Genomic DNA, 25,992 nt, shown 5'->3' with positions numbered 1-25,992 from the left:
TAATTCGGTGAATTGTCGCCTTCCTTATCGCAAAGGAAAGGCCGGTATCTGGGCTTCACGAGAGAGGCAGTTTTCCGGCGTCGGTTGCGTCACCTTGGCCACTTCAATGCGATGAAGCGCAGCAACGTAGCGGGGCGGCGAGCCCGGGCCGGATGTGATCGTCAGCCCGCGTAGGTCGCGGCGGGGATCCTGCGGCCATGGCTCCCACCCTACGTTGCGGGTGTCCATCGTCTGCACTCCGCTGGCTGGTCGACGGGGGCCCGGCCGGCGATACGGCGTTCTTCGCCTTTCTGCGGGGGCATCCGATGCCCGCCACGTATATGCGGGCCACGTCGGATGATGCCGGCGTGGCAGGAAGGACTGGCGAGTGATGGACGACCGGGAACTCTCGATCCATGTCGTCGGCGTGGCGTATCCGAACACCGATGGCAGCAACCGGCTGTTCGCGGTCAGGACGTGCAGGCCGGGCGATCCGATCGAACTGCGGCCCGAGCCGAAGCATCCGCTCGACGCGCACGCGATCGCGGTGGTCAACCGGCGCGGCGAGCAGATGGGGTATGTCCCCGCCGATCGGGCGCCGTGGATTGGAGCGAAGATGCGGGCCGGGCCGGTCACCGCGATCTTCCAGGCGGAGACGCGCGGCGGGGCGGCGATCCGGGTGCGGATCGGGGAGGGTGCCCCGACGCTGCCGCCGGTGCGGGAGCGCGAGATCGACCGCGACGACTGGGACGCGGTCGATCCGGAAGGGCCGGCGTGGGGCGCGTAGTCGATCGGACGGTGACCTCGCGCTCGAGTAAGATCGAGAGCGGGGGGTAGCGGGTCCGGAAACCGTTTCGTTCAGCCGGTCTGCAACGTATCCCGGCGGCATTTCGGCGACGCGCGGTCTCGTCCCGCCGCGTCCATGGCTTCGTAACGAAACCGCGCTAGCAGGCTCTCCGGTGGCGCGATAAGCAGGCGCCTTCACCGACCGGAGCCGGGATCGATATGGACGAAGCCGCCGCACGCGACGCTGCCTGGAACGCGATCGAGGCGGTGCCGCGCCGCCCGCTGCTGGCCCTGTTCGACGCCGAGCCGGACCGGCTTTCGCGGCTGACCATCGAGGAAGCCGGCATCCGCTTCGATTTCGCCAAGACGCATCTCGATGCCGGGCTGCTCGATGCGTTCGTCGCGCTGGCCGGGGCGGCGGGGTTCACGGCGAAACGCGATGCGCTGTTCGCCGGCGAAAAGGTGAACGTCACCGAGGGCCGCGCCGCCGAGCATGGCGCCGAGCGCGGCGAAGGTGCGCCCGAAAGCGTCGCCCGCGCGCGCGGCCTCCACGCCCGGATGCGCGCACTGATCGACGCGATCGAGGCGGAGGCGCTGGGGCCGATCCGTCACGTGCTGCACATGGGCATCGGCGGCTCCGCGCTCGGCCCGAAACTGGTGATCGACGCACTGGGCCGGGAGGCGGATCGCTACGACGTCGCCGTCGTCTCCAACGTGGACGGCGCCGCGCTGGACGAGGTGTTCGGCCGGTTCGACCCCGCCGCCACGCTGCTCGTCGTCGCCTCCAAGACATTCACGACGACGGAAACCCTGCTCAACGCCGAAAGCGCGCTGGCGTGGCTGGAAGAGGCTGGCGTCGAGGACCCTTATGGCCGCGTGATCGCGCTGACCGCCGCCCCCGAAAAGGCGATCGAATGGGGTGTGGACGAAACCCGCGTGCTGCCCTTTTCCGGGAATGTCGGCGGGCGTTACTCGCTGTGGTCGTCGATCGGTTTTCCCATCGCGCTGGCGCTGGGCTGGGATGCGTTCGAGACGATGCTGGAGGGGGCCGCCTCGATGGACCGCCACTTCCGCCTTGCTGCGCCGCTTGCCAATGCGCCGCTCGTCGCCGCTTTCGTCGATCTTTACTACGCCAGCGTGCGCGGGGCGGAAACGCGCGCGGTGTTCGCCTACGACGAGCGGTTGCGGCTGCTGCCCAGCTACCTCCAGCAACTGGAGATGGAGTCGAACGGCAAGAGCGTGACCGCCGAGGGCAAGCCCGTGGGCCGCGACACCGCCCCGATCTCGTGGGGCGGGGTGGGCACCGACGCGCAGCACGCGGTGTTCCAGCTGCTCCACCAGGGCACGCGGCTGGTGCCGGTGGAGTTCATCGCCAGCGTCGATCCGGGCCACGCGCTGGACGACGGGCATCACCGCCAGCTGCTCGTCAATGCCTTCGCCCAGGGGGCGGCGCTGATGGCGGGCAAGGCGCATGACGACCCGGCGCGCGCCTATGCCGGGGATCGCCCCTCCACCACGATCCTGCTCGACCGGGTCGATCCGGCGCGGCTGGGGGCGCTGATCGCCTTCTACGAGAACCGGGTGTTCGCCGCCGCCACGCTGCTCGGCATCAACCCGTTCGACCAGTTCGGCGTGGAGCTGGGCAAGGAGATCGCCCGATCGATCGAGAGCGAGGGGACGGACCGCTTCGACGCCTCGACGCGCGCGCTGATCGCCCGGGCGTTCGGGTAAGGCTGCGCAAACTGTCGCGTTCCATAAACTGCCCCGTCATCCCAGCGGACGATGGGATGACGGGGCAGTAGGGGGAGGGAGGCACCCCCTTCGATCAGTCTGATCGGCAATAGCCGTTTGCCCTCCGCACGGCGGCTTCCTACCTGAGCATTCGAGACATTCAGGAGCGACGCATGGCCGACTATGACTACGACCTCTTCGTGATCGGCGCCGGTTCCGGCGGCGTGCGGGCGGCGCGGGTGTCGGCGGCCTATGGTGCGCGGGTGGCGGTGGCGGAGGAGCATCGCGTGGGCGGCACCTGCGTGATCCGCGGCTGCGTGCCGAAAAAGCTGCTCGTCTACGGCTCGCACTTCGCCGAGGACCTGCAGGACGCCAAGCAGTTCGGCTGGGACGTGCCCGCCTGCAGTTTCGACTGGCCGCGTCTGCGCGACAGCGTGCTGGCCGAGGTGACGCGGCTGGAAGGGATCTACAGCAACACGCTGGAGAACCATAAGGTCGAGATCATCAAGGAAAGCGCCAGCGTCACCGGGCCGAACAGCGTGAAGCTGGCATCGGGCCGCGAGATCACCGCCGGCACCATCCTGATCGCGACCGGCGCGTGGCCGGCGCGGCCGGACTGCCCCGGCGCCGAGCATGGCATCACCAGCAACGAGGCGTTCCATCTCGAGACGATGCCGAAGCGCGTCGTGATCGCAGGTGGCGGCTATATCGCCAACGAGTTCGCCGGCATCTTCCACGGGTTCGGCGCGCATGTGACGATCGTCAACCGCAGCGACAAGATCCTGCGCGGCTACGACGAATCGATCCGCGACCGGTTGCTCCAGATCTCGATGACCAAGGGGATCGAGTTCCGTTTCAACGCGCCGTTCAAGTCGGTGGAGAAGAACGCCGACGGTTCGCTCACCGTCCACACCGGCGGGGACGCGGCGCCTCTGGAATGCGACGTCCTGATGTTCGCCACCGGCCGCAATCCGAAGACCGACGGGCTGGGGCTGGCCGAGGCGGGCGTGGAACTGGACAAGGCCGGCGCGGTGGTCGTCGATGCGGACAATCGCTCCAGCGTGCCCAGCATCTACGCCGTCGGCGACGTGACCAATCGCGTGCAACTGACCCCGGTGGCGATCCGCGAGGGGCAGGCGTTCGCCGACACCGTGTTCGGCAACCGGCCGCACCGGATAGACTATGAGATGATCCCGAGTGCGGTGTTCAGCCACCCGCCGATGGCGGGCGTCGGGCTGACGGAAGCGCAGGCGCGCACGAAGCTGGGGACGGTGAAGGTCTACACCTCCGACTTCCGCGCGATGAAGAACGTGCTGGCCGGCCGCAATGAACGCGCTCTCTACAAGATGATCGTCGAGGAGGATACCGACCGGGTCGTCGGCCTGCACATGATCGGCCCGGACGCGCCGGAAATCCTGCAGGCCGCGGCGGTGGCGGTGAAGGCCGGCCTCACCAAGCAGGCGTGGGACGATACCGTGGCGCTCCATCCGTCGATGGCGGAGGAACTGGTGCTGCTGAAATAAGCCCGGCGCTGTCGTGTCCGTTCGCCGCCATGGTCGGCGGGCGGGCATGATGGCGAGGTTTTGGTGCCGACCCGATGCGACTACCTCGTCCCAGACGGCATGAGGTCAGTAGAGCATGATGGCGGAGACGGAGAGATTCGAACTCTCGGTACCGTTTAACCGGTACGACGCTTTAGCAAAGCGTTGGTTTCAGCCACTCACCCACGTCTCCGGACCCGGCGGCATTCGGCGTCTATAGCGGGGAGGGCGGGGCGGATCAACGGGGGTTCGTCGCCAATTTCCCGCGCGGTCGTCCGATTTTCCGGCGTGCGCGCCGCGCGGCCCGTCGCGCGTTCATTGCAGCGACAGCGTGAGCCGGCCTATGCTGGGGTTCATGGTGGGGGCTGACCGGTCGATGTCGAAAAATCTGTGGATGCGCGTGATCGGTCCGGTGGGCATCGCGCTGGTGGCGGTGCCGGCCGGCGCGCAGGTGCGCACGGTCGATCCGTCTGCGGCGATGAACCGCGATCCCGCGCCCGCCGATGGCGGCTCCTACGATGCCGCGCCGGCGGTGGGCGATACCGGCCAGGCCCCGGCCACTGCCCCGCGCGATGCCAACGGGACGCTGGCGGGCGGCGCCTCCGCCGACAGCGACGACAGTCACCCGGTCACGGCGCCCGGCCCCACCGTCGCCGCAACCGGCGCGACCTATCAGCAGAGCGACGTGATGGACGCCGCCGAGGGCGTGTTCGGCCGGGGCGCGGAGGGGCTTGCCAAGATCGTCGAGAAGATCCTGCGCGAGCAGGGCGAGCCGAGCGCCTATATCGCCGGCCGCGAGGCGGGCGCGGCCTTCGCCGTAGGCCTGCGCTACGGATCGGGCGTGATGCACCACAAGGTCGAGGGCGATCGGCCGGTGTACTGGACCGGGCCGTCGCTGGGCTTCGACTTCGGCGGCAACGGCGCCAAGAGCTTCATCCTCGTGTACAACCTGTACGACAGCCAGGAGCTGTTCCACCGCTATCCGGCCGCCGAGGGTGCCGCCTATCTGATCGGCGGCTTCACCGCGAGCTACCTGCGCCGCAAGGACGTGGTGCTGATTCCGATCCGCCTCGGTGTCGGCTGGCGGCTGGGCGCGAACGTGGGCTACCTTAAGTTCACCGAGGAGTCGAAGTGGATGCCGTTCTGACGGCGTGATCGCTCGCTGCCGTTAAATCGCGGGCACGCGGATCCGCGATGGCTGGATGGGCGGCGTCTCCGCCTCGCGGAGATCCCGGCGTCCGCTGGGATGAAGACTTCAGGTGGGTGGTCCTGCCCGGCCTGCTCCGGGACAAGACCGCACCCGATCAGGGCCGGTACGTGCTCTCGAACCGGACCGGGCGGCCGATGGCATGGTTCGCCAGTTGCCCCTCCCACATCACCCGCTGCCCGCGAATGATCGTGCCGACCGGGCGGCCGGTCAGCGTCATGCCGGTGAAGGGCGACCAGCCGCACTTGGAGGCGAGCCAGCTCTCCTCCACCGTCCAGCGCGCGGCGGTATCGACGATCGAGAAATCGGCGTCATAGCCCGCCGCGATGCGCCCCTTGGTGACGAGGCCGAACACCCGCTGCGGCCCGGCCGAGGTCAGGTCGACCAGCCGCTGCATCGTGAGACGGCCGTTCGCGACATGATCGAGCATCAGCGGCAGCAGCGTCTGCACGCCCGGCATGCCGGACGGGGACGCGGGATATTCCTGCGCCTTCTCCTCCAGCCGGTGCGGCGCGTGATCCGAGCCGAGCACGTCCGGCACGCTCTGACGCAGCCAGTGCCACAGCCCGTCGCGATGCGCCGCGGAGCGGATCGGCGGGTTCATCTGCGCGTGGGTGCCGAGCTGGGGATACGCATCCTCGCCTGCCAGCGTCAGGTGCTGCGGCGTCACCTCGCAGGTGGCGATGTCCTTGTGCCCGGCGATATATTCGAGTTCGGCCGGGGTGGTGATGTGGAGGATGTGGATACGCCGCCCCGCCGCGCGCGCCAGCGCGATGATGCGGCGGGTGGCGAGCATCGCACTCTCGTCATCCCGCCAGACGGGGTGGGACGACGGATCGCCGGCCACGCGCAGGCCGGCGCGCTCGTTCATCCGCGCCTCGTCCTCGGCGTGGATCGCCACGCGGCGGGTGCCGGCGGCCAGCACCTCGGCCAACGCGGAATCCTCGGAGACAAGCAGGTCGCCGGTGGAGGCGCCCATGAAGATCTTGACGCCGGCCGTGCCGGGCATCCGCTCCAGTTCTGCCAGGTCGGCGGCGTTGGCGTTCGTCGCGCCGACGTAGAAGGCGTGGTCGCACCACATGCGATCCTTCGCGCGGGCCAGCTTGTCCGCCACCGCTTCTGCCGAATCGGTGTTCGGCTTGGTGTTCGGCATCTCGAACACGGCGGTCACGCCGCCCAGCACGGCTGCGCGGCTGCCGCTTTCCAGATCCTCCTTGGCTTCCAGCCCCGGCTCGCGGAAGTGGACCTGGCTGTCGATCACGCCGGGCAGCACGGTAAGGCCCGTGCAGTCGATCGTCTCGCCCGCGTCGCCGGTCACGCCGATCGCGACGATGCGGCCGTCCGTCACGCCGACCGATGTCTCCGCCGGACCGCTGGGCGTCCAGACGGTGCCGTTCTTCAGGATCAGGTCGTAGCTGGCCATGCGTGCTTTCCTTTCGGGCTGTCGCCTCCTAACTCACCGGCATGAGCGGAACCACCCTGATCGATCGCGCCGTCGTCCGCCTTTCCGGCGAGGACGTGCGCGGATTTCTCCAAGGCCTCGTCACCGGCGATGTCGCCGGACCGCTGCCGGTATGGGCCGGGCTGCTGACGCCGCAGGGCAAGGCGCTGTTCGACTTCCTGATCTGGGCCGATGGCGAAGATCTCCTGATCGATTGCGAGGCCGCGCAGGCCGATGCACTGGTCCGGCGGCTGTCGCTCTACCGGCTGCGGCGGGCGATCACGATCGCACGCGATCCGTCGCTGGCGGTGCACTGGGCGGCGGCGGGGGAGGCAGGGGTGCCCGATCCGCGGCTCGCCTCGCTCGGTCGCCGCTGGATCGCGCCGGCGGACGGCGCGGCGGACGGGTGGCGCGAACACCGCCTGCGGCTGGGTGTGGCCGAGGGGGTGGACGAACTCGGGACAGACAAGACGCTGTGGCTGGAGGCGAACGCGCGCGAGCTGAACGGCGTCAGCTTCATAAAGGGTTGCTACGTTGGGCAGGAGAATACGGCCCGGATGCACCATCGCTCAAAGGTGAACCGGCGGCTCGTGGTGATGCCGGCCGCCGAGCCGAACGACCGCACCCGCATCGTCTATCCCGATCTCGGGCTGGCGGTGGAGCATCGGCGGATGGACGCGCTGGAAGGCGCGCTGCGGCCTGACTGGCTGGCGGCGGCGATCGCGGCGGACGCGCACGACACGTAATCTGGCTAACTCGGAAGGCCGGTGTGCGCGGGGATCGGCACGACGTCACCGGTACGGGCAAACGCATGGGAGGCGTGGAGCGGGCGACGGGAATCGAACCCGCCTAGCTAGCTTGGAAGGCTAGAGCATTACCACTATGCTACGCCCGCCCGATCCTGCCGCTCCCTGCCACCGCTGGGCCTGCGCCGTCAACTCGTCTCCTGCCGGCCGTCCACACAGGCACGTGCCGGTCATCGCGGTTCGCGGCGTTGGCGCAGGGCGGTCAGATCGATGCCGTGGCGCTGCACCTTGTAATAGAAGGTCTTGCGCGGCAGCCCCAGCCGGGTGATCGCGCCGCCGATGTCGCCGGGCGAGGCGAGCACGGCCTGCACGATCGCATCCCGCTCGAACGCGGCCACCCGGTCGGGCAGGGAGGTGTCGGCGGCCTGCGGATCGGCTGCGGCGTCGGCGGGCGCGGCGTCTTCCAGCCCCAGCACGAAGCGGCCGGCATAATTGGCCAGTTCGCGCACGTTGCCGGGCCAGTCGTGCGCGGCCAGATGATCGCGTACCCCTGCCGACATCGCCGGCACCGCCCGCCGTAGCCGCGCCGCCGACAGCCCGGCAAGATGGGCGAACAGCGCGGCCACATCCTCCCGCCGCTCTCGCAAGGGGGGCATCCACAGGCGCACGGCCGCCAGCCGGTAGAACAGCGCGGGCAGCATCGCCTCCGCCCCGCGCGCGGCCGGTTCGCCGCCGGTGGCGATCACGCGCAGATCGAGCGGGATCGCGGGGCGGCCGCCGGACGGGCGGATCGCGCGTTCCTCGATCAGCGGCACCAGCCGCGCCTGCAACGCACGCGAGGCCTGATCCACGTCGTCTAGGAACAGCGTGCCCCGGTTCGCCGCCGCCACGCTCGCCTCGCCGGTCGCGGCGAACAGTTCGCTGTCGATCAGCGTATCGGGCAGCGCGGCGCAGGCGAGGGCGAGGAAGCGGTGGCGCGCGCGCTTGCCGGCGCGGTGGATCAGCCGGGCGAGCAGTTCCTTGCCGGTGCCGCTCTCGCCCTCGATGAACAGGTCGAGGTCGGCGCTGGCCAGAACCGGGATCATCTCGCGCAGGCGGCGGATGGCGGGGTCGGCGCCGATCAGCCCGGCATCGTCGTCGGTTTCGGCCAGCGCGCGCAGCCGGCGATTGTCCAGCGCCAGCGCGCGGGCGGTGGCGGCGCGCGTCACCGCCGCCACCAGCGCCGCCGGATCGAACGGTTTGGTCAGGAAGTCCCACGCGCCGGCCTTCAGCGCGTCCACCGCCATCGCCACGTCGCCGTGCCCGGTCACGAGGATGACCGGCAGCGTGGCGTCACGCGCGTGGAGCGTATGGAACAGCTCGATGCCGGACATGTGCGGCATCCGCACGTCGGTGACGACGACACCGGCATAAGCCGCGTCGATCGCATCCAGCGCAGGCTGGGCGGCGGTAAAGGCATCGACGGTGAAACCCGCCAGCGCCAGTAGCTGCGCGGTGGCGGCGCGCATGTCGGCGTCGTCCTCCACCAGGGCCACGCGCTGCACGCTCATGCCGCGCGCCGCAGCACGATGCGGAAACGGGCGCCACCCTCGCCGGGCAGCAGCCGCAGCGACCCGCCCAGATCGGCCATGATGTCCTGCGCGATGACGAGGCCGAGGCCGAGGCCGTTGGGCCGGCTGGTGGCGAACGGGGTGAACAGGCGATCGGCGATGTCGGCAGCGATGCCGGGGCCGTTGTCCTCGACAGTGACGCGAACCTCGTCGTCGTCGTGCGCCACGACGAGGGCGATGCGCGGATCGGGGTGGCCGTCCAGCGCCTCGATCGCGTTCTGCAACAGGTTCACCAGCACCTGTTCCAGCCGCACCCGCCCGGCGACGACCCGCAGGGCAGGGTCGATTGGCGGTGCGACGAACGTCACTCGCGCCAGCCGCTCCTTCAGGATCAGCCGTGCGCCGTCGATCACGTCCCCCAGCGGCACCGGCTCGATCTCGCCGGAACGCTTGCGGGCGAAGCCGCGCAGCTCGGCCGTGATCGCGCCGATCCGCTCGGTCAGCCGGCCGATCGCGCGCAGATTGTCGTGCACCGCATCGTGTGCGCCGCGATCGAGGAACTGGGCGGCGTTGGCCGCATAGGTACGGATCGCGGCGACCGGCTGCGCCGTCTCGTGCGCGAGGCCGGCGGTGATCTGGCCCAGCGTGGCGAGGCGGTTGGCCTGCCGCAGCCCCTCGCGCAGCTCGGCGGCGCGGGCCTCGGCGGCGGTGCGTTCGTCGATCTCGCGGCTGAGGTCGGCGGTGCGCGCGGCGACGGCGGCCTCGAGCGTTGCGGTGCGGGCGGACCGGCGGCGCGCGCGCTCCCGCAGGCCCCAGCCGAGTGCGAGCAGGCCGAGCGTCGCCAGCGCGGCGGCGATGCGGGCGGCGCGGGTCACGATGTCGATCGGGCGGGCGGGCACGAGCAGGTGGACGCGCCACCCCGTCGCATCGGGCGCGGTGACGGCGTGGAGCAGCGTGCCCCGCCGGCCCGGGATCGCGACGCGACCGTCGCCGGCCATCGAGAAGCGCGGCCCGGCCAGCGCGCGCGTGCCACTGTCCGCCCGCGCCGCCGCAGCCACGGCGGCGGAAAGCGGGGCGGTGGCCGAGAAGCGCCAGTCCGCCCGGCTGGTGACGAGGACGATGCCTGCGGCATTGGTCGCGAAGGTGATGCCGCCGGCCGCGCGCCACTGCCGCTCGACGTCGTCGAAATCCAGCTTCACCACGATGACCCCGCCGCCGTCGCTGCGCCGCGTGAGGTACAGCCCGGGCTTGCGGCTGACCGTGCCGAGCGCGAATTGCTCGCCGGCACCATCACGCAGGGCATCGCGGTAGTAGCGGCGGAAGCGGTAGTCACGACCGACGAAGCTGGTGCGGGCGCGCCAGTTGCTCGCCGCGATGGCCCGGCCGTCCGGCCCGATCACGTAGATCACCGCCGCGCCGGTGCGGGCCGACAGCGTCTCCAGCTTGGTATCCAGCGCGCGCGCCGCGCCGGGGATGCCGGCGACGGCGGCGCGCAGGTCGCGATCATCGGCCATCGCCAGCGGCAGCAGGCGGAAGCGCGCGATCTCGCTGCCGAGCAGGCCTTGCCGTAGCCGGGCGTCGGCGGTGGTGGCAGCGATCAGCCGGGCGGTTTCGCGTCGCTCGACCGCGAGCCCGGCGAGCCAGCCCGCGAGCACGCACAACGCCAGCGCCGCCGCCACCCATCCGATCCACCGCCACCGTGTCATCGACAGACGCTAGGGCGGGCACCGGCAATGTGCAACTTTCTGCACTCGGGCCGTATCGATGGGCAGGAAACGGGACAGCTTTTCACCCGTCGCACCGAGGAAACGGCGGAAACCCGTGCTTCGGCTTCATCGGTTGCATTCGCTTGGGCCGCATGTCGCGATCGGTGACGATGCGCCAGCAGCGCGACCCCGGCCGAGACTCGGGACGTGCGAGAGGATGAAAGGTCAGCCGATGATTATGTCCCCCACCATCGACATCACGCCACCAGCGCCCAAGCCGTGGTACGCGCAGCTCTACCTTCAGGTGCTGATCGCGATCACGGCGGGCGTGCTGCTCGGCCACTTCGCGCCGGCCACCGGCGAGGCGCTGAAGCCGCTGGGCGATGCCTTCATCAAGCTGGTGAAGATGGTGATCGCGCCGGTGGTCTTCCTGACGATCGTGACCGGCATCGCCGGGATGCGCGACCTGAAGGCGGTGGGCCGCGTGGCGGGCAAGGCGTTTGCGTACTTCCTGTTCTTCTCCACGCTGGCGCTGATCGTCGGCCTGATCGTGGCAAACGTGGTGCAGCCCGGCGCGGGGCTGAACGCGAACGCCGGTGCGCTCGATGCGGGCAAGGTGGCTGAATATGCCGCCAAGGCGCACGACACGACGCTGATCGGCTTCCTGACGGGCATCATCCCCGACACGTTCCTGTCTTCGCTCACCGAGGGCAACATCCTGCAGGTGCTGTTCGTGTCGATCCTGTTCGGCGTCAGCCTCGCGCTGATCGGCGACCGTGGAACCCGCGTGCTCGATGTGATGAACGACGTGTCGATCGCCTTCTTCAAGCTGGTCGGCATCGTGATGAAGGCGGCACCGATCGGCGCGTTCGGCGCGATGGCCTTCACCATCGGCAAGTACGGCATCGGCAGCCTTGCCAATCTGGGCTGGCTGCTGGGCACCTTCTACCTCACCTCGCTGTTCTTCGTGCTGGTGGTGCTGGGCACCGTCGCCTGGCTCTCGGGCTTCTCGATCCTCCGGCTGATCGCCTATCTGAAGGCCGAACTGCTGCTGGTGCTGGGCACGTCGTCGTCGGAAAGCGCGCTGCCCAGCCTGATGGAGAAGATGGAGCGCGCGGGCTGCCCCAAGTCGATCGTCGGGCTGGTCGTGCCGACCGGCTACAGCTTCAACCTGGATGGCACCAACATCTACATGACGCTGGCGGCGCTGTTCATCGCGCAGGCGTACAATGTGGACCTGACGCTCGGGCAGCAACTGCTGCTGCTGTCGGTCGCGATGCTGTCGTCCAAGGGCGCGGCGGGGGTGACGGGCGCGGGGTTCATCACGCTGGCCGCCACGCTGTCGATCGTGCCGTCCGTGCCGGTGGCGGGCATGGCGCTGATCCTCGGGGTGGATCGCTTCATGTCCGAATGCCGCAGCCTCACCAACTTCATCGGCAACGCGGTGGCGACGGTGGTGGTCTCGCGCTGGGAGGGGGCGCTGGACAAGGAGCAGTTCGACGCCGCGCTCTCCGGCCGGATGCCGCGCGTGGAAGACCTGCCGCAGGGCGTCGTCGCCGCCGAGTGAACCGCTGGCCCAAGGAGGCACTTCCCATGACGATGTCCCTGCGGTTCTGCGCTGCCACCCTCTGCCTCACGCCAGCGCCGCTGCTGGCGGAAGCCCCGCCGGCCGCGCCCGCCGCCTCCCCCTCGGCCACGCCGGGCGAGGCGGTGGCCAAGGCGCCGGCCACGACGATCGCCAACGGCTATCCCGCCGCGGCGAACGGCGAGGCGACGACGCTCAACGGCTACAACCTGTCACGCTGGGCCGAGGACTGGCGCGGTATGCGCGACCCGAAGAAGCGCGACGACTTCCTCGACCGGCTGAAATATCTGCCGCTGGATGGCGACGGCGAGGTGTACGTCACCCTCTCGGGCGAACTGCGGCTGCGGCAGAACAACACCACCAACCCCAACCTGCGCGAGGGGGCTTACCAGCAGCAGAACATCAACCGCCTGTTTCTGGGTGCGGACGTTCACATCGGGCCGCACCTGCGTGCCTTCGGCGAGGTGGCGCATGGCGGCATCTCGGGCAAGCGGCTGGGTGCGCCGGCCGCCTCGCTGCGCAATGATCTGGTGTACCAGCAGTATTTCGTCGAGGCGAACGGCACGGTGGAGGGCATCGCGGTGGGTGTGCGCTACGGCCGGCAGGAGTTCACCGACGGGCCGAACCTGCTCGTCTCGCAGCGCGACAACAACACGATCCGCTACACGCTCAACGGCTGGCGGGCATGGGCACGGGGCACCCGCCTGCGCGCCGACGTTTTCGACATGAAGCCTACCCAATATGGCGATCTGGGCACGGGCGACGACGTGATCGACGATGCCCGGCGCTTCTCAGGCGTCACGCTGGGCGCCGCTTTGCCGACGACGTGGTTCGGCGGATCGAAGCTCTATCTCGACCCGTTCCTCTGGCGCCGGCGCAACACCAAGGGCGCGTGGGGCGGGCGGATCGGCCCGGCCGTGCGTCACTATGCCGGCGCGCGGCTGTGGGGCGATGTCGGCCCGCTCACGATCGACTGGTCGGCCAACCGCCAGACGGGCAGCTACATCGATCAGGAGATTTCCGCCTGGCAGGTGTTCCTCGCCCAGACCTACCGCGTCGGATCGGCGAAGACGGCGCCGCGCGTGGGCTTCCACGCCGATTATGCCAGCGGCGGCGGGGGCTATGGGCAGGGCAAGCTGCGCAATGCCTATGCGCCGTTCGGCAACAACATCTATTACAGCTACCAGCTGTTCCTCACCCCCTCCAACCTCGTCACCCTCGCGCCCAACCTGACGGTGACGCCGCTGGAGGGCGTGCGCGTGACTGCCGAATATCAGCGCGCCTGGCGGGACGACGTGCGCGATGCGGTGTATCGCGCCAACGGCCAGCCGTTCGCCGGTACGCAGAACTTCCGTGCGCGCCGTATCGCCGACGTGGCCCGCCTCCAGCTCGTCTGGACGATCACGCCGCGCGTTTCGTTCACCGGGCGGTACGAGCATCTCGCCGCCGGCCCGGCGCTGACCGACGCGGGCTACAAGAGTTCCGATTTCCTCGCCGGCTGGATCAGCCTGCGCTTCTGACGAAAGGATCGTCCTATCTCCCCCGCCTTCCATGCCGCCGCGCGCGCCCTGCTCGCCGATCCGCTGACCAACAAGGGCACCGCCTTCACCAACGAGGAGCGCGAGACGTTCGGCCTGCACGGGCTGCTGCCGCCGCACGTCGGTACGCTGGACAGCCAGATCGAGCGGCGGATGCGCGCGCTGGAGGGCATGAAGGACGATTTCCACCGCTATGCCTTCCTGCGCGAGTTGCAGGATTCGAACGAGGTCCTGTTTCAGGCACTCGTCCAGCGCGATCTGCCGCGCATGCTGCCGCTGGTCTATACCCCCACGGTGGGCGAGGGGTGCGAGCGGTTCAGCGAGATCTGGCGGCGGCCGCGCGGGCTGTTCCTCAGCTACCCGAACCGCGACCGTATCGCCGACATCCTCGCCGATCCGGCGCTGGACCGGGTGAAGGTGATCGTCGTCAGCGATGGCGAGCGCATTCTGGGCCTCGGCGATCAGGGGGCGGGCGGCATGGGCATCCCGATCGGCAAGCTGGCGCTCTACACCGCCTGCGCCGGCATCCACCCGGCGGAGGTACTGCCGATCCTGATCGACGTGGGCACCGACAACGCCGCCCGCCGCGAAGATCCGCTGTACGTGGGCTGGCGCAACCCGCGCATCCGGGGCGCGGAGTATGACGCCTTCATGGAGTCGTTCGTGGCGGCGGTGGCGGATCGCTTTCCCGGCGTGCTGCTCCAGTGGGAGGATTTCGCCGGCAAGAACGCCTACGATCTGCTCGAACGCTATCGCGGCCGGCTGCTCAGCTTCAACGACGATATCCAGGGCACGGCGGCGACGGCGGTGGGCACGTTGCTCTCCGCCATCCGCCGCACCGGCACGCCGCTGACCGAACAGCGCGTGGTATTGTTCGGCGCGGGGGCGGCGGGCAGCGGCGTGGCCGAACTGCTGGTGCGCGCGATGATGGCGGACGGGCTGGCCGAGGCGGAGGCGCGGGCGCGGATCTGGGCGGTGGATCGCGACGGGCTGGTCCTCTCCGACATTCCCCGCCTGCCGCCGCAGCAGCAGGCACTGGCACACGATCCGGCCGATATCGTCGACTGGACGCGGACGGGGGCCAATGCGATCGGCCTGCTCGATACCGTCGCCAACGTGCGGCCCACCGTGCTGATCGGTGCATCGGGCCAGATGGGCGCGTTCGGCGAAGGCGTGATCCGCGCGATGGCGGCGGGCGTGGCGCAGCCGGTGATCTTCCCGCTCTCCAACCCGATCTCGCGCGCGGAGGCGCATCCAGCCGATCTGCTGGCGTGGACCGATGGCCGCGCGATCGTCGGCACCGGCAGCCCGTTCGGCGTCGCCGGCGTCACGCAGGTGAACAACGTCTATATCTTCCCCGGCGTGGGGCTGGGCGCGCTGGCCAGCGGCGCGCGCGAGGTGACGGACGGCATGTTCATGGCCGCCGCCCGAGCGCTGGGCGCGCTGGGCGGGGAGGGGGCGACGCTGCTGCCGCCGATCACGCGCCTGCGCGAAGTGGCGTTGCACATCGCCGTGGCGGTCGCCCGCCAGGCCTTGGTCGAGGGCGTCGCCACCGTCGATCCGGAGACGCTGACCCGCGAAGCGATCGCCGCCGGAATGTGGGAGGCGACCTACCCCTGAGGCGGTGGCTACGCGGCGGCGGGCGGTGCTAGCCTTCCCCGTCGCCGGGCGGCGGGCCGTCCGTGGCGACGCCGTACAGCACCAGCCGGGCGACCGCCTCGCGAATGCGCTGATCGTCCGCCATCGGGCCGGGGAACAGGAAGTTGCGAAAGGCGATGTTGCCGAGGACGGCGGCGAACGACACCCGGACCATCAGAGCCGGATCGATGGCGGGATCGTCGCCGACCCGTTTGGCCATCATCGCGGCGCCGTGGGCGAAATAGTCGGTCATGCCATCGATCGTCGGCACGTCCGACCCGGCCCGGGCCCCGAACGCAGAAGCGGCGATCAGCGACATCATCATGCGGGAATTGCGCTCGATGAAGAGCTGCAGCTCGTCGATATACTGGGCGGCGAACGCCTGCCGTGAAACCGGCTCGCCCCCGCTGGCTGGGTGCCGCGCGTTGAACTCGGCGAAATGGCGGCTGAGCGGCTCGAAGATGGCTGCGCGAAACAAGGCCTGCTTGGAGGGATAGAAGCGGAAAAGCTGGGTTTCCGTCACGGCGGCGCGACGGGCGATCGCGGCGGTGGTGGCGCCGGCGAAACCATTGTCCTCGAATTCGGCGGCCGCCGCCTCCAGGATGAGGTCGGTCAACTGCTGCGAAGACCGCCGCCTGCGGCGTGGCGCCAGTGCCTGATCCTGCTCCGCCATCTCGACCAAACGCCTTTTCACTCACCCGGCCCGGAGCCAGCATGTTTTCATCGCCGCACGGGCAGCGGCAATAACCCCGGCCCCGGAAGGCTGACGTATATCATAAATCACGTTAGCAATTTCAAAATGACGGCCGGACGCGGTGAAATTCGGTAGTGGATTCCTCGAGGTGTCGAGGCATCCCTTCCTTCACCGGCTTTCCGCCAGTGCGGACGGTAAGGCCGGCATCGGGCGAAGCAGCGAGCGGCTGATCTGCCAGGCGGGTCCCTGCGATCATGCTGCTCGTCGTGCGTATTTCCGATACGGTCGGCCAGTCGGAAAGCGCATCGCTGCCGTTTGGCGTCTGTCGTCTACAGCGGCAGCAACGCCGCGACGATCTGCCTACCCTCGGCGCGCAGCACACCCCACAGACGGGCGGCAGCGCGGCTGTCCATGATCTCGACGCCGATGCTCCGCGCGTCGAGCGCGGCGGTGAAGGCCGCCGGCGGGCGGCGCAGGCTCGGGCCGGTGCCGAGCAAGAGGAACTCGTGCGGTCCGTCGAGCAGCGGCAGAACGTCCGCCTCCGCGAGAGTATCGAGCGACGGGGCGTTCCACGCCATCGCCCACTCGGCGGTCATCAGCAGGCCATCGGCATACACCGTCTCGCCGACGCGGAAGCCACGCCCGGCAAAGCCCCGGACGACCGGCCCGCCGGGGGGCGATTCACGTTCGATCGTCGGCAAGTCAGGCCTTCGGATCGTCGCGGCGACGGGTGACGCGCTCGGCATTGATTTCCGGCGTCAGCGACGGGGTGGCACGCTTGGCGAGTGTGCTACGGTCGATCCCGAGCGCGATCAGCAGCGACGACGAGACGTAGATCGACGAGTAGGTACCGATCACGATGCCGAGCAGCATCGCCGAGGTGAAGCCGCGGATCACCTCACCGCCGAAAATAAGCAGCGAGCCGAGCGCCAGCACCATCGACATCGTCGTCATCACCGTGCGCGGCAGCGTCTCGTTGACCGACAGGTCGATCAGCGCGCCGATCTCCATCTGGCGATACTTGCGCAGGTTCTCGCGGATGCGGTCGTCGATCACGATCTTGTCGTTCAGCGAATAGCCGACGATCGTCAGGATCGCCGCCACCACGTTGAGGTCGAATTCCAGCCGGGTCAGCGCGAAGAAGCCCAGCGTGACGATCACGTCGTGGAATAGCGCCACCAGCGTGGAGACGCCGAAATGCCACTCGAACCGTGCCCAGGTGAACACCGCGATGCCCGCGATGGCGAGCAGCACTGCGAAGATGCCGTTGCGGATCAGCTCGCCCGATACCTTTCCCGACACGGTATCCACGCGGCGGAACACCACATCGGGGTGCTTCTGCGCGATGGTCGCCTGCACGCGCTTCACCACCGTCTGCGCGGCGGTCTCGTCGCCCGGCGGCAGCGGCAGGCGGATCGCCACGTTGTTCGGTCCGCCGAACTGCTGGAGCGAGATCTCGCCCACGTTCAGCCCGCTCACCGTCTCGCGCAGTTCGTCGAGCTGGACGGGCTGGCTGAACCCCGCCTCGATCATCAGCCCGCCGACGAAATCCACGCCGAGATTCAGCCCGCGCGTGGCGATCAGCGTGATCGAGGCGAGGGTGAGCAGGATGGTGAAGGCGAACGCGACGAAGCGCAGCCGGACGAAGCCGATGTTGGTGTTGTCGGGGACGATTCTCAGCAGACGCATGGCGTGTCCCTCAGATATTCAAGTGCGTCGGGCGCTGCTTGCGCAGCCACAGGGCGACCAGCATCCGGGTGAAGTGGACGGCGGTGAACACCGAGGTGGCGATGCCGATGGTGAGCACCACGGCGAAGCCCTTCACGGGGCCGGAGCCGAAGACGATCATGATGATCGCCGCGATCAGGTTCGTCACGTTCGCGTCGAAAATCGTGCGGCTCGCTTCCTTGTAGCCCAGCTCGACCGACTGGATCACGTTGCGGCCACGCCTCTGCTCCTCGCGGATACGCTCGTTGATGAGCACGTTGGCATCCACCGCCGCGCCGATCGTCAGCACGAAGCCGGCGATGCCGGGTAGGGTGAGCGTGGCGTTGATGATCGCCATCACGCCGAGGATGACGAAGATGTTGATGACCACCGCAAGCGTCGCATAGACGCCGAAGCGGCCGTAGGTGGCGATCATGAAGGCGATCACGGCGACGGTGGCGATGATCGCCGCGATCGCGCCGGAGCGGATCGAATCGGCGCCGAGATCGGGGCCGACGGTGCGCTCCTCGATCACCTTCAGCGCCACCGGCAGCTTGCCCGAGCGTAGCGAGATGGCGAGCGCGTTGGCGCTTTCGGCGTTGAAGTTGCCGCTGATCTGCGCCTTGCCGCCAAGGATCGGCTCGTTGATGTTCGGCGCCGACAGCACCTGATTGTCGAGAATCATGGCGAACGGCTTGCCGACGTTCTCCTGCGTCACCCGCGCGAACTTGCGTCCGCCGGCCGAGTTGAACGTGATCGACACGACCGGGCGGCCATCCTGATCGCGCGCGACCTGCGCGTCGATCAGTTCGTCGCCGGACAGGATCGCGCGGCGCTGCACGGCGATGCGCTGGCCGCCGGCGGGATTGTCGAGATAGGGCAGCACCTGGCTGCCGATCGGCGCACGCCCCTGCGCGATCTGCGCCGGGTCGGCGGTCAGGTCGACCAGCTTGAATTCCAGCTTGGCCGTCTTGCCGAGCAATGCCTTGAGTGCCGCCGGGTTCTGCAGGCCGGGCACCTGCACCACGATGCGGTCGTCGCCCTGGCGGATGATCGTCGGCTCGCGCGTGCCGAGTTCGTCGATGCGCTTGCGCACCACCTCGACCGCGACCTTCATCGCCTCGTCGGTGGCGTAGGCGAGACCGGCCTTGGTGGGCGTCATCACGATACGGGTCGAATCGACCACCGCGACATCCCAGTCGCGCTTGCCGGTGACGCCGACCGCGCTGGTGAGCGTGCGGGCACGGTCCACCGCCGCGTCGAGCTGCGTTACGTCGCGGACGAAGAAGGAGAGACGGTTGCCGGTGGTCGAGATATCGCCGATGTTCACCTGCGGGTCGCCGCGCCGCATCTCGGTGCGGACGGTTTCCTCCATCTTGGCGAGCTGCTGCTTTTCAAGATCGTCGGTCGCGGCCTCCAGCAGGATGTGGCTGCCGCCGGACAGGTCGAGCCCGAGGTTGAACCGCGCGCTGGGCACGCCGGGCGGGAACTTCGCCACCGTCGCTTCCGGCAGAAAGCTGGGGATGGCGAACAGCACGCCGACGAGCAGGGTGAGGCAGATCGACCAGATCTTCCAGCGCGGAAAGTCGAGCATGGCGGCTCAGTCGTTCGCGGGCTTGGCGGTGCCGGTGCCGGTCACGTCGGTGAGCGTGGACTTGAGCGCGCGGACGCGCACGTTGGGGGCCAGCTCCACCTCGACCGCATCCTCCTCGACGCGGGTGACCTTGCCGAGCAGGCCGCCGCCGGTGATGACCTGATCGCCCTTCTTCACCGCCATCAGCAGATCGCGGTGCGCCTTGGCGCGCTTCTGCTGCGGGCGGATGATGAGGAAGTAGAAGCCGACGAAGATCAGCAGCAGCGGCGCCATCTGCATGATGATGGCGGTGGCGCCACCGGGCGGGGTCGCGCCGGCGGCCTGGGCGTATGCGGGAGAGATGAACATCGCTGGAAAGGCTTCCTGGAAGCTGCGGGCGCGGGGCCGTTGATCGCGCGGCGCCTATCACGGGCGGGCGCCTCCGCGCAACCGCGCTGCGGCGCCTCCGGGACATGTTCGCCGCCGCGATCAGCGGGCGCTTGCCAAGTGCGGCATCGCCGCCTAAAGCCGCCGCCGTGGTCGGGGCGTAGCGCAGCCTGGTAGCGCATCAGACTGGGGGTCTGGGGGTCGCAGGTTCGAATCCTGTCGCCCCGACCAGCTAGACCCCATCAGGCGGCCATCGGTGTCGCCTGCCTGCTGCGCTGATCGGCGTCGCGGATACCGTCCACCACCTCGTCCGTCGCGTCGTAGTGGATCATGTGGCCGACACCCGGCACGACGCGCAGCACGCTCCGTGCGATCTCATGATGCATAAGCACCGCATGCCGCTCCGGCCAGGCGATCTTGTCGCCGTCGCCCGCCATGATGACCACGGGCAGATCGAGCTCGCCATATCGTTTGCTGATCGTCGCGGCGCCCGGCACCATGATCGCACCCTCGATCGAGGCCGCACGGATCTGCGAGGGACGCAGCGACATCCGTGCCGGGAAGTCGGCGAACCAAGGCGATACCGGGGCAGGCGAGAAACTGGCCTTCACCTGCAACGGGCCGAACAGGCGGGCGATCAGCGGCGTGAGCGTATGGGCGAACAAGGTGCCCAGCCACGGTGCGGCGGTGGGCAACTGGGGCAACGCATCGGGCCGTACGGTGGGATAGTAATAGCCAGACAGCAGCACGAGCGCGGCGACGCTCTCCGGATGATCGAGCGCCATCGCCAGCGCCACCATGGTGCCCCAACTGTGGCCGAGCACGACGGGCTGTTCGATCTTCAACGTGGCAAGCGCGTGCGCGAACAGGTCGCCCTGCTCGCGCGGGGTCCACATCCGGTCGCTCGGGCGGCTGCTGTAGCCGTAACCCGGCCGGTCGAACGCGATGACCCGGTAGCCGGCCTCGACCGAGCGATCGAACAGGCCGCTGACGATCATGTCCTGCAACGGCACGCCATTGCCATGGAGCAGGACGAGCGGACGCCCGGTGCCGCGCGCGATATAGTGGAGGTCAACCCCGTCCACCTCGACGAACGATCCGGTCGGCGGCGTATTGCGCTCTGCGACGGTCGTTTCGCGACGGTTGTAGAGGGCGGCGGCGGCAAGGGCGGCGACGACGCCCGAGGCGATCAGTGCGCCCTTCGGTGTGATGCCGGCGCCGATGCGGGAAAGCTTGCTACCCGACGAAGGGATCTTGCCAGCCGGGATACGGCCGAAAGCAGATTTGTTCATGAGTGGCTCCTGATGGATGCCACCCCAACATGCTGCACTGCAAAAAGTTGCCGCTGCCGCTTGTCTCGCGGACGCAGAAAAGGGCCGGCCTTCCGCAGAAGGCCGGCCCCATTATCTCGTTCGGATCAGAAGCCCGGCTTGAAGCGGACGCCGAAGCCGACCAGAGCGCGCTGACGAACCGAGTCGTTGGCATAGTTGGAGTACTTGTATTCACCGTTCACGTAGAACATGTCGGTGAGCGAATACTCGACGCCGCCGCCGACCTGATAGCCGTCCGAACGACCACGGTTGTAGTAGCCCGTCTCACGCACGGTGGCGGTCGGCGCGGCCGGGATGAAGCTCTTGCGGAACTCGTTGCTGACGTAGCCGGCCTTTCCGTACACCAGCAGCGCCGGGGTCACGAGATAGCCGACGCGCACTGCAGCGCCCCACTCTTCGAACGACTTGTGGTCGACGACGCCGCCACGCACGCCGGCGGTGCGGTTGCCGTTCCACTCGTTGGCACGCCAGTAGGTGGCTTCCGGGCCGACCACAATCTTGTCGCCGATCGTGCCGTCGAAGCCGATGGCGCCGCCGTAGCCGAACTTGTTGTTGCTCTCGCCCTGCGACTGGAAACGATCGCCGCCGACCTGGCCCTCGGCACGGAAGCCGCGGAAGGTGGTGTTGTTGACGACCTGGGCCGATGCGGCGGTGGCGCCGAGGGCGGCGCCCGCGGTCGCCAGGGCGAGGATGATCTTCTTCATACGGGGACACTCCGATTTGCAAATACGCGTCGGCTGAATAGACGGATCGCGCGCAGGTTCCACCCCCTTCGTGCGACCCGCCGAGATCGCGCTATGTTGTTGCATATTTGCACCACGCCTCACGGGCGCGAGCGTTCCCGGCGGATGAACGTCAAGTTAATCGACCGTGAACTCTTGGTAATGAGCAAAACGGAGTAAATCCGGTGCCTCGACTTGACATGTCGCCGTCGATACTTCGGTTGCAGCGCATCTGTCGCGGCAAGCCTTGCGCCCGCTGTGGGCGATTGCGCGTTCGCCCTCACCTCCCCATATCCCCCACCCTGATGCGGGGAGTGCGATGAGCGACAAGATCGGATGGCACGGCACGACGATATTGTCGGTCCGTCGCGGCAACAAGGTGGTGGTGGTGGGTGACGGGCAGGTCTCGCTCGGCAACACCGTCATCAAGCCCAACGCGCGCAAGGTGCGCCGGCTGGGTGACGGATCGGTGATTGGCGGTTTCGCCGGGGCGACGGCGGATGCCTTTACCCTGTTCGAGCGGCTGGAGCGCAAGCTGGAGCAGCACAGCGGCCAGCTTCTGCGCGCCGCCGTGGAGCTGGCGAAGGACTGGCGCACCGACAAGTTCCTGCGCAACCTGGAGGCGATGATGATCGTCGCCGACAAGGAGGTGACGCTGATCCTGACCGGCAACGGCGACGTGCTGGAACCGGAGGCAGGGGTCGCCGCGATCGGCTCTGGCGGCAACTATGCGCTGGCCGCCGCACGCGCGCTGCTGGATTACGAGCAGGATGCCGAGACGATCTGCCGCAAGGCGATGGCGATTGCCGCCGACGTGTGCGTGTTCACCAACGGCAACCTCACGATCGAGACGATCGAGCCGGCGGCCTGATACCGCTTTCCGCTTCGCCGCAGAGATCCCGGCCCGGGCCGGGATGACGGAGATATTGCTATGAACGACGCCCTCACCCCCAAAGCCATCGTCGCCGCGCTGGACGCCCATATCGTCGGCCAGACCGATGCCAAGCGCGCGGTGGCCGTCGCCCTGCGCAACCGCTGGCGCCGCCAGCACCTTCCCGAGGGGTTGCGCGAGGAAGTGACGCCCAAGAACATCCTGATGATCGGGCCGACCGGCTGCGGCAAGACCGAGATCAGCCGGCGGCTGGCGAAGCTGGCCGATGCCCCGTTCGTGAAGGTGGAGGCGACCAAGTTCACCGAGGTCGGCTACGTCGGTCGCGACGTGGAGCAGATCGCCCGCGATCTCGTGGAGGAGGCGGTGCGGCTGGAGAAGGAACGCCGCCGCGCCGCCGTGCGTGACAAGGCCGAGGAGGCGGCGATGGCCCGCCTGCTCGACGCGCTGACCGGCAAGGATGCCAGCGAGGCGACCCGCACCGCCTTCCGCCAGCGCTTCACCGACGGGCATCTCGACGACAAGGAGATCGAGATCGAGGTGGAGGATGCCGGCGGCGGGCAGTTCGAGATTCCCGGGATGCCCGGCCAGATGGGCATGATCAATCTCGGTGAGATCATGGGCAAGATGGGCGGTGGGCGTCCGAAGCGCCGCAAGCTGCCGGTGCCTGCCGCCTGGGCGAAGCTGATCGAGGAGGAATCGGACAAGCGGCTCGATCAGGACGAGGTGAGCCGTGCGGCGCTGGCCGATGCCGAGGCCAACGGCATCGTGTTCCTCGACGAGATCGACAAGATCGCCGTGTCCGACGTGCGTGGCGGATCGGTGAGCCGCGAGGGCGTGCAGCGCGACCTGCTGCCGCTGATCGAGGGCACCACCGTCGCCACCAAATACGGGCCGATGAAGACCGACCACATCCTGTTCATCGCCTCGGGCGCGTTCCACGTTGCCAAGCCCTCCGATCTGCTGCCCGAGCTTCAGGGCCGACTACCGATCCGGGTGGAGCTGAAGGCGCTGACCGAGGCCGATTTCGTCCGCATCCTGTCGGCGACGCAGGCGAGCCTGACCGAACAGTATCGCGCGCTGATCGGCACCGAGGGGGTGGAGGTGACCTTTACCGAGGACGGCATCGCCGCCATCGCCCGCATCGCGGCCGAGGTGAACGGGCAGATCGAGAACATCGGCGCCCGCCGCCTTTCCACCGTGATGGAGAAGTTGCTGGAGGACGTGAGCTTCGATGCCGAGGACCGGCGGGGCGAGGCGCTGACGGTGGATGCGGCCTATGTCGAGAGCCAGTTGCAGGCGATCGCGCGCAATACCGATCTCAGCAAATATGTCCTCTAGGCGGTAGGGGCGGGGGGAGCAGGTGCCGGAAACACTGGTCCTGCTCCACGGCGCGAACGGATCGGCGGCCGAGATGGCGCCGGTCGCGCAGCGGTTGCCGCCTGAAATCGTTACCTTCGCGCCTGACTGGCTCGGCCACGGCGGCCGCCCGCCGCCGGGGGCGGAGTATGGCATCACCGCCATAGCCGACGATATCGAGGCGGCGATGGATACCGCCGGGATCGGCCGATGCTTCGTGTTCGGCTACAGCATCGGCGGGATGCTCGCGATGATGCTGGCCCACCGCCGGCCCGACCGGATCGCCGGCATCGCGACGCTCGCCGCGCGGGCGATATGGCATCCCGCCGCCGTGGCGCACATCGTCCATCTTGCGGACCCGGCGCGGCTGACCCGCCCCGGCAACCCCCGCGCGGCCGAACTCGCCGCGATCCACCACCCGACCGACTGGCGGCTGGTGAACGCGGCCAACCGGCGGCTGTTCGCCGATCTGGGGCACAACCCGCCGCTTTCGCCCGGGGACCTGCGCGCTATGCGGGTGCCGGTGCTGGTGATGAACGGCAGCGAGGACCAGTTGGTGCCGCTGGCCGAGACGCACGCGCTTGCCGGCAGCTTCGCTACATGGCGGCTCGGGCTGTTTCCCGGCCCGGCGCACCCGCTGACGGCGACCCCGCTCGACGATATCGCCGCCAGCATCGCCGGTTTCATCCGCGACGTGGTGGCCCGCGATCACGCCTGAGCCGGCGGGACGACGTGGTGCGCGCTAAACAGCTTGCCGCGCTCCGTCCAGAACACCATGCCCAGCGCGGCGAGGCCGGCGAGGAAGTAGCCGACCACGACCGGCGCCGAGGTGCCGTTGAACTGCTGGCCGATGACGAGGCCGATCAGTGCCCCGCCCAGCGTCGAGATCGTGCCCTGCACGGAGGCGGCGGTGCCGGCGATATGACCGACCGGCTCCATCGCCATCGCCCCGAAGTTGGAGGTGGAGAGCGGGAAGCACCCCATCGTCAGCGCCTGCAGGATGCAGAACGTCCAGATCGTCTCATGCCCGCTGAGCACGACGACCGCATGAATGCCCGAGAGCGTGATGAGCGCCAGCAGCGCCGTCTGCGACACGCGGCGCGTGCCCAGCCGTTCGACGATGCGCGCGTTCAGGATGGAGCCGACGGCCATCAGCCCGGCGCAACCGGCAAAGGCGAGCGGGAAGATGCGCACCGCGCCGAAGCCGTCGGCAAAGATCTGCTGCGCGGAGTTGATGAACCCCATCAGCGCGCCGAACATCAGCGTCATCGACAGCGTGTAGCCGATCGAGGTGCGGTTGCCGAGGGTGAGCTTGGCCGCCGACCAGAGCTTGGCGATCGAGATCGGCCGGCGATCGTCCGGATGCAGCGTCTCGGGCAGGCGCAGCGCTGCCCAGGCCACCACGAACAGGCCGAAGCCGGCCAGCGCGTAGAAGATGCCGTGCCACGGCGCGACCAGCATGATGAGCTGGCCGATGCTCGGCGCGAGGATCGGCACCGCGAGGAAGACGACGAACGAGATCGACATCACCCGCGCCATCGTCCGCCCGGAAAACCTATCGCGCACGATCGACACGGCCAGCACGCGCGAGGCCGCGGCGCCCACGCCCTGCAACACCCGGCCGATCAGGATCGTGTGGAAGTCATAGGCGAAGGCGCAGGCCACCGAGGCGACCGCAAAGAACCCCAAGCTGGCGAAGAGGATCGGCCGCCGGCCGAACCGGTCGATCAGCGGCCCGTAGACGAGCTGGCACGAGCCGAAGCCGATGACGTAGGCGGCGATGATCCACTGCCGCTGATTCTCTTCCGGGATGCCGAGCGAGGCGCCCATCGCGGGCAGCGCCGGCAGCATGGAGTCGATGCCGAGTGCGTTGATCGCCATC

Annotated in this window: 22 protein-coding genes and 3 tRNA genes; 12 read left to right on the top strand and 13 right to left on the bottom strand. The window is 68.8% G+C overall.

Annotated features, from left to right (window positions below; all coding sequences use genetic code 11):
• The first annotated feature begins 370 nt into the window (after window positions 1-370).
• The 3 genes from FOY91_RS09435 to gorA all read left to right on the top strand — a co-directional run bounded on the left by FOY91_RS09435 (window position 371) and on the right by gorA (window position 4,019).
• Window positions 371-766, top strand: coding sequence for an HIRAN domain-containing protein (locus FOY91_RS09435; RefSeq protein ID WP_145150523.1), 396 nt, complete (start codon window positions 371-373; stop codon window positions 764-766).
• Between the two features lie 218 nt (window positions 767-984).
• A complete protein-coding gene (pgi, locus tag FOY91_RS09430) occupies window positions 985-2,496 on the top strand; it encodes a glucose-6-phosphate isomerase (RefSeq protein ID WP_145150520.1) in 1,512 nt (503 codons plus the stop codon).
• A gap of 173 nt (window positions 2,497-2,669) precedes the next feature.
• Complete coding sequence (gene gorA, locus FOY91_RS09425) at window positions 2,670-4,019, top strand: glutathione-disulfide reductase (protein WP_145150516.1); 1,350 nt, start codon at window positions 2,670-2,672, stop codon at window positions 4,017-4,019.
• A 119-nt stretch (window positions 4,020-4,138) separates the two neighbouring features.
• Here the strand turns inward: gorA and FOY91_RS09420 are convergent.
• Window positions 4,139-4,230: transfer RNA gene (locus FOY91_RS09420), tRNA-Ser, on the bottom strand.
• A gap of 183 nt (window positions 4,231-4,413) precedes the next feature.
• Here FOY91_RS09420 and FOY91_RS09415 point away from each other — a divergent pair.
• Window positions 4,414-5,184: a DUF1134 domain-containing protein gene (locus FOY91_RS09415; RefSeq protein ID WP_145150513.1), complete on the top strand. Its 771-nt coding sequence runs from the start codon at window positions 4,414-4,416 to the stop codon at window positions 5,182-5,184.
• Window positions 5,185-5,341: 157 nt separating this feature from the next.
• Here FOY91_RS09415 and FOY91_RS09410 read toward each other — a convergent pair whose 3' ends face one another.
• Complete coding sequence (locus FOY91_RS09410; protein ID WP_145150510.1) at window positions 5,342-6,667, bottom strand: dihydroorotase; 1,326 nt, start codon at window positions 6,665-6,667, stop codon at window positions 5,342-5,344.
• A gap of 41 nt (window positions 6,668-6,708) precedes the next feature.
• On the opposite strand from FOY91_RS09410, the gene ygfZ reads away from it, so the two are divergent.
• Window positions 6,709-7,431, top strand: coding sequence for a CAF17-like 4Fe-4S cluster assembly/insertion protein YgfZ (ygfZ, locus tag FOY91_RS09405; RefSeq protein WP_145150507.1), 723 nt, complete (start codon window positions 6,709-6,711; stop codon window positions 7,429-7,431).
• A 75-nt stretch (window positions 7,432-7,506) separates the two neighbouring features.
• Here the strand turns inward: ygfZ and FOY91_RS09400 are convergent.
• The 3 genes from FOY91_RS09400 to FOY91_RS09390 form a co-directional block, all read right to left on the bottom strand.
• A tRNA-Gly gene (locus FOY91_RS09400) sits at window positions 7,507-7,580 on the bottom strand.
• An 81-nt stretch (window positions 7,581-7,661) separates the two neighbouring features.
• Window positions 7,662-8,981 (bottom strand): sigma-54-dependent transcriptional regulator, encoded by a 1,320-nt coding sequence (locus tag FOY91_RS09395; protein ID WP_145150504.1) that lies wholly within the window; start codon window positions 8,979-8,981, stop codon window positions 7,662-7,664.
• Window positions 8,978-10,687, bottom strand: a complete 1,710-nt coding sequence (locus FOY91_RS09390) for a sensor histidine kinase (RefSeq protein ID WP_203234532.1) — start codon at window positions 10,685-10,687, stop codon at window positions 8,978-8,980. Before FOY91_RS09390 ends, FOY91_RS09395 begins: the two co-directional genes overlap by 4 nt.
• Window positions 10,688-10,919: 232 nt before the next feature.
• On the opposite strand from FOY91_RS09390, the gene FOY91_RS09385 reads away from it, so the two are divergent.
• The 3 genes from FOY91_RS09385 to FOY91_RS09375 are packed head-to-tail and all read left to right on the top strand — an operon-like array spanning window position 10,920 to window position 15,430.
• Window positions 10,920-12,254 carry a dicarboxylate/amino acid:cation symporter gene (locus FOY91_RS09385; protein ID WP_420822874.1) on the top strand — a complete coding sequence of 445 codons (1,335 nt, stop codon included), beginning with the start codon at window positions 10,920-10,922 and terminating at the stop codon, window positions 12,252-12,254.
• Between the two features lie 26 nt (window positions 12,255-12,280).
• A complete protein-coding gene (locus FOY91_RS09380; protein ID WP_238995328.1) occupies window positions 12,281-13,792 on the top strand; it encodes an alginate export family protein in 1,512 nt (503 codons plus the stop codon).
• Between the two features lie 15 nt (window positions 13,793-13,807).
• The gene (locus tag FOY91_RS09375; protein ID WP_145150495.1) at window positions 13,808-15,430 is read left to right on the top strand and encodes an NAD-dependent malic enzyme; all 1,623 of its coding nucleotides are present in this window, start codon (window positions 13,808-13,810) and stop codon (window positions 15,428-15,430) included.
• A gap of 28 nt (window positions 15,431-15,458) precedes the next feature.
• Here FOY91_RS09375 and FOY91_RS09370 read toward each other — a convergent pair whose 3' ends face one another.
• The 5 genes from FOY91_RS09370 to yajC all read right to left on the bottom strand — a co-directional run bounded on the left by FOY91_RS09370 (window position 15,459) and on the right by yajC (window position 19,791).
• Entirely contained in the window at window positions 15,459-16,142 is a 684-nt protein-coding gene (locus FOY91_RS09370; RefSeq protein WP_238995326.1) for a TetR/AcrR family transcriptional regulator, read from the bottom strand.
• A 329-nt stretch (window positions 16,143-16,471) separates the two neighbouring features.
• Window positions 16,472-16,843 (bottom strand): Mth938-like domain-containing protein, encoded by a 372-nt coding sequence (locus tag FOY91_RS09365; RefSeq protein WP_145150492.1) that lies wholly within the window; start codon window positions 16,841-16,843, stop codon window positions 16,472-16,474.
• Window position 16,844: 1 nt separating this feature from the next.
• The gene (secF, locus tag FOY91_RS09360; protein ID WP_145150489.1) at window positions 16,845-17,831 is read right to left on the bottom strand and encodes a protein translocase subunit SecF; all 987 of its coding nucleotides are present in this window, start codon (window positions 17,829-17,831) and stop codon (window positions 16,845-16,847) included.
• A gap of 10 nt (window positions 17,832-17,841) precedes the next feature.
• Window positions 17,842-19,443, bottom strand: coding sequence for a protein translocase subunit SecD (secD, locus tag FOY91_RS09355; protein ID WP_145150486.1), 1,602 nt, complete (start codon window positions 19,441-19,443; stop codon window positions 17,842-17,844).
• A 6-nt stretch (window positions 19,444-19,449) separates the two neighbouring features.
• Window positions 19,450-19,791 (bottom strand): preprotein translocase subunit YajC, encoded by a 342-nt coding sequence (yajC, locus tag FOY91_RS09350; protein ID WP_145150483.1) that lies wholly within the window; start codon window positions 19,789-19,791, stop codon window positions 19,450-19,452.
• A gap of 172 nt (window positions 19,792-19,963) precedes the next feature.
• Between yajC and FOY91_RS09345 the strand changes: the two genes are divergently transcribed.
• Window positions 19,964-20,040: transfer RNA gene (locus tag FOY91_RS09345), tRNA-Pro, on the top strand.
• A gap of 11 nt (window positions 20,041-20,051) precedes the next feature.
• Here FOY91_RS09345 and FOY91_RS09340 read toward each other — a convergent pair.
• Complete coding sequence (locus FOY91_RS09340) at window positions 20,052-21,101, bottom strand: alpha/beta fold hydrolase (RefSeq protein ID WP_145150480.1); 1,050 nt, start codon at window positions 21,099-21,101, stop codon at window positions 20,052-20,054.
• 125 nt (window positions 21,102-21,226) lie between these two features.
• On the bottom strand, window positions 21,227-21,844 hold the full coding sequence (locus tag FOY91_RS09335) for an outer membrane protein (protein WP_145150477.1): 618 nt from the start codon (window positions 21,842-21,844) through the stop codon (window positions 21,227-21,229).
• 337 nt (window positions 21,845-22,181) lie between these two features.
• Here FOY91_RS09335 and hslV point away from each other — a divergent pair, with 337 nt between their 5' ends.
• From hslV to FOY91_RS09320, 3 genes are read left to right on the top strand one after another with little or no spacing between them, the layout of a single operon-like run.
• On the top strand, window positions 22,182-22,733 hold the full coding sequence (gene hslV / locus FOY91_RS09330; RefSeq protein ID WP_145150473.1) for an ATP-dependent protease subunit HslV: 552 nt from the start codon (window positions 22,182-22,184) through the stop codon (window positions 22,731-22,733).
• A gap of 60 nt (window positions 22,734-22,793) precedes the next feature.
• The gene (gene hslU / locus FOY91_RS09325) at window positions 22,794-24,092 is read left to right on the top strand and encodes an ATP-dependent protease ATPase subunit HslU (RefSeq protein WP_145150470.1); all 1,299 of its coding nucleotides are present in this window, start codon (window positions 22,794-22,796) and stop codon (window positions 24,090-24,092) included.
• A gap of 22 nt (window positions 24,093-24,114) precedes the next feature.
• On the top strand, window positions 24,115-24,828 hold the full coding sequence (locus FOY91_RS09320; protein WP_145150467.1) for an alpha/beta fold hydrolase: 714 nt from the start codon (window positions 24,115-24,117) through the stop codon (window positions 24,826-24,828).
• On the opposite strand, the gene FOY91_RS09315 is transcribed toward FOY91_RS09320, so the two are convergent.
• Entirely contained in the window at window positions 24,819-25,991 is a 1,173-nt protein-coding gene (locus FOY91_RS09315) for a multidrug effflux MFS transporter (RefSeq protein ID WP_145150464.1), read from the bottom strand. The two genes, FOY91_RS09320 and FOY91_RS09315, sit on opposite strands and share 10 nt — an antisense overlap.
• Window position 25,992: the final 1 nt, after the last annotated feature.

It is taken from the genome of Alterirhizorhabdus solaris (assembly GCF_007785815.1).
Classification (GTDB): domain Bacteria; phylum Pseudomonadota; class Alphaproteobacteria; order Sphingomonadales; family Sphingomonadaceae; genus Alterirhizorhabdus; species Alterirhizorhabdus solaris.
This window is presented reverse-complemented; position numbering and strand designations above follow the sequence as displayed.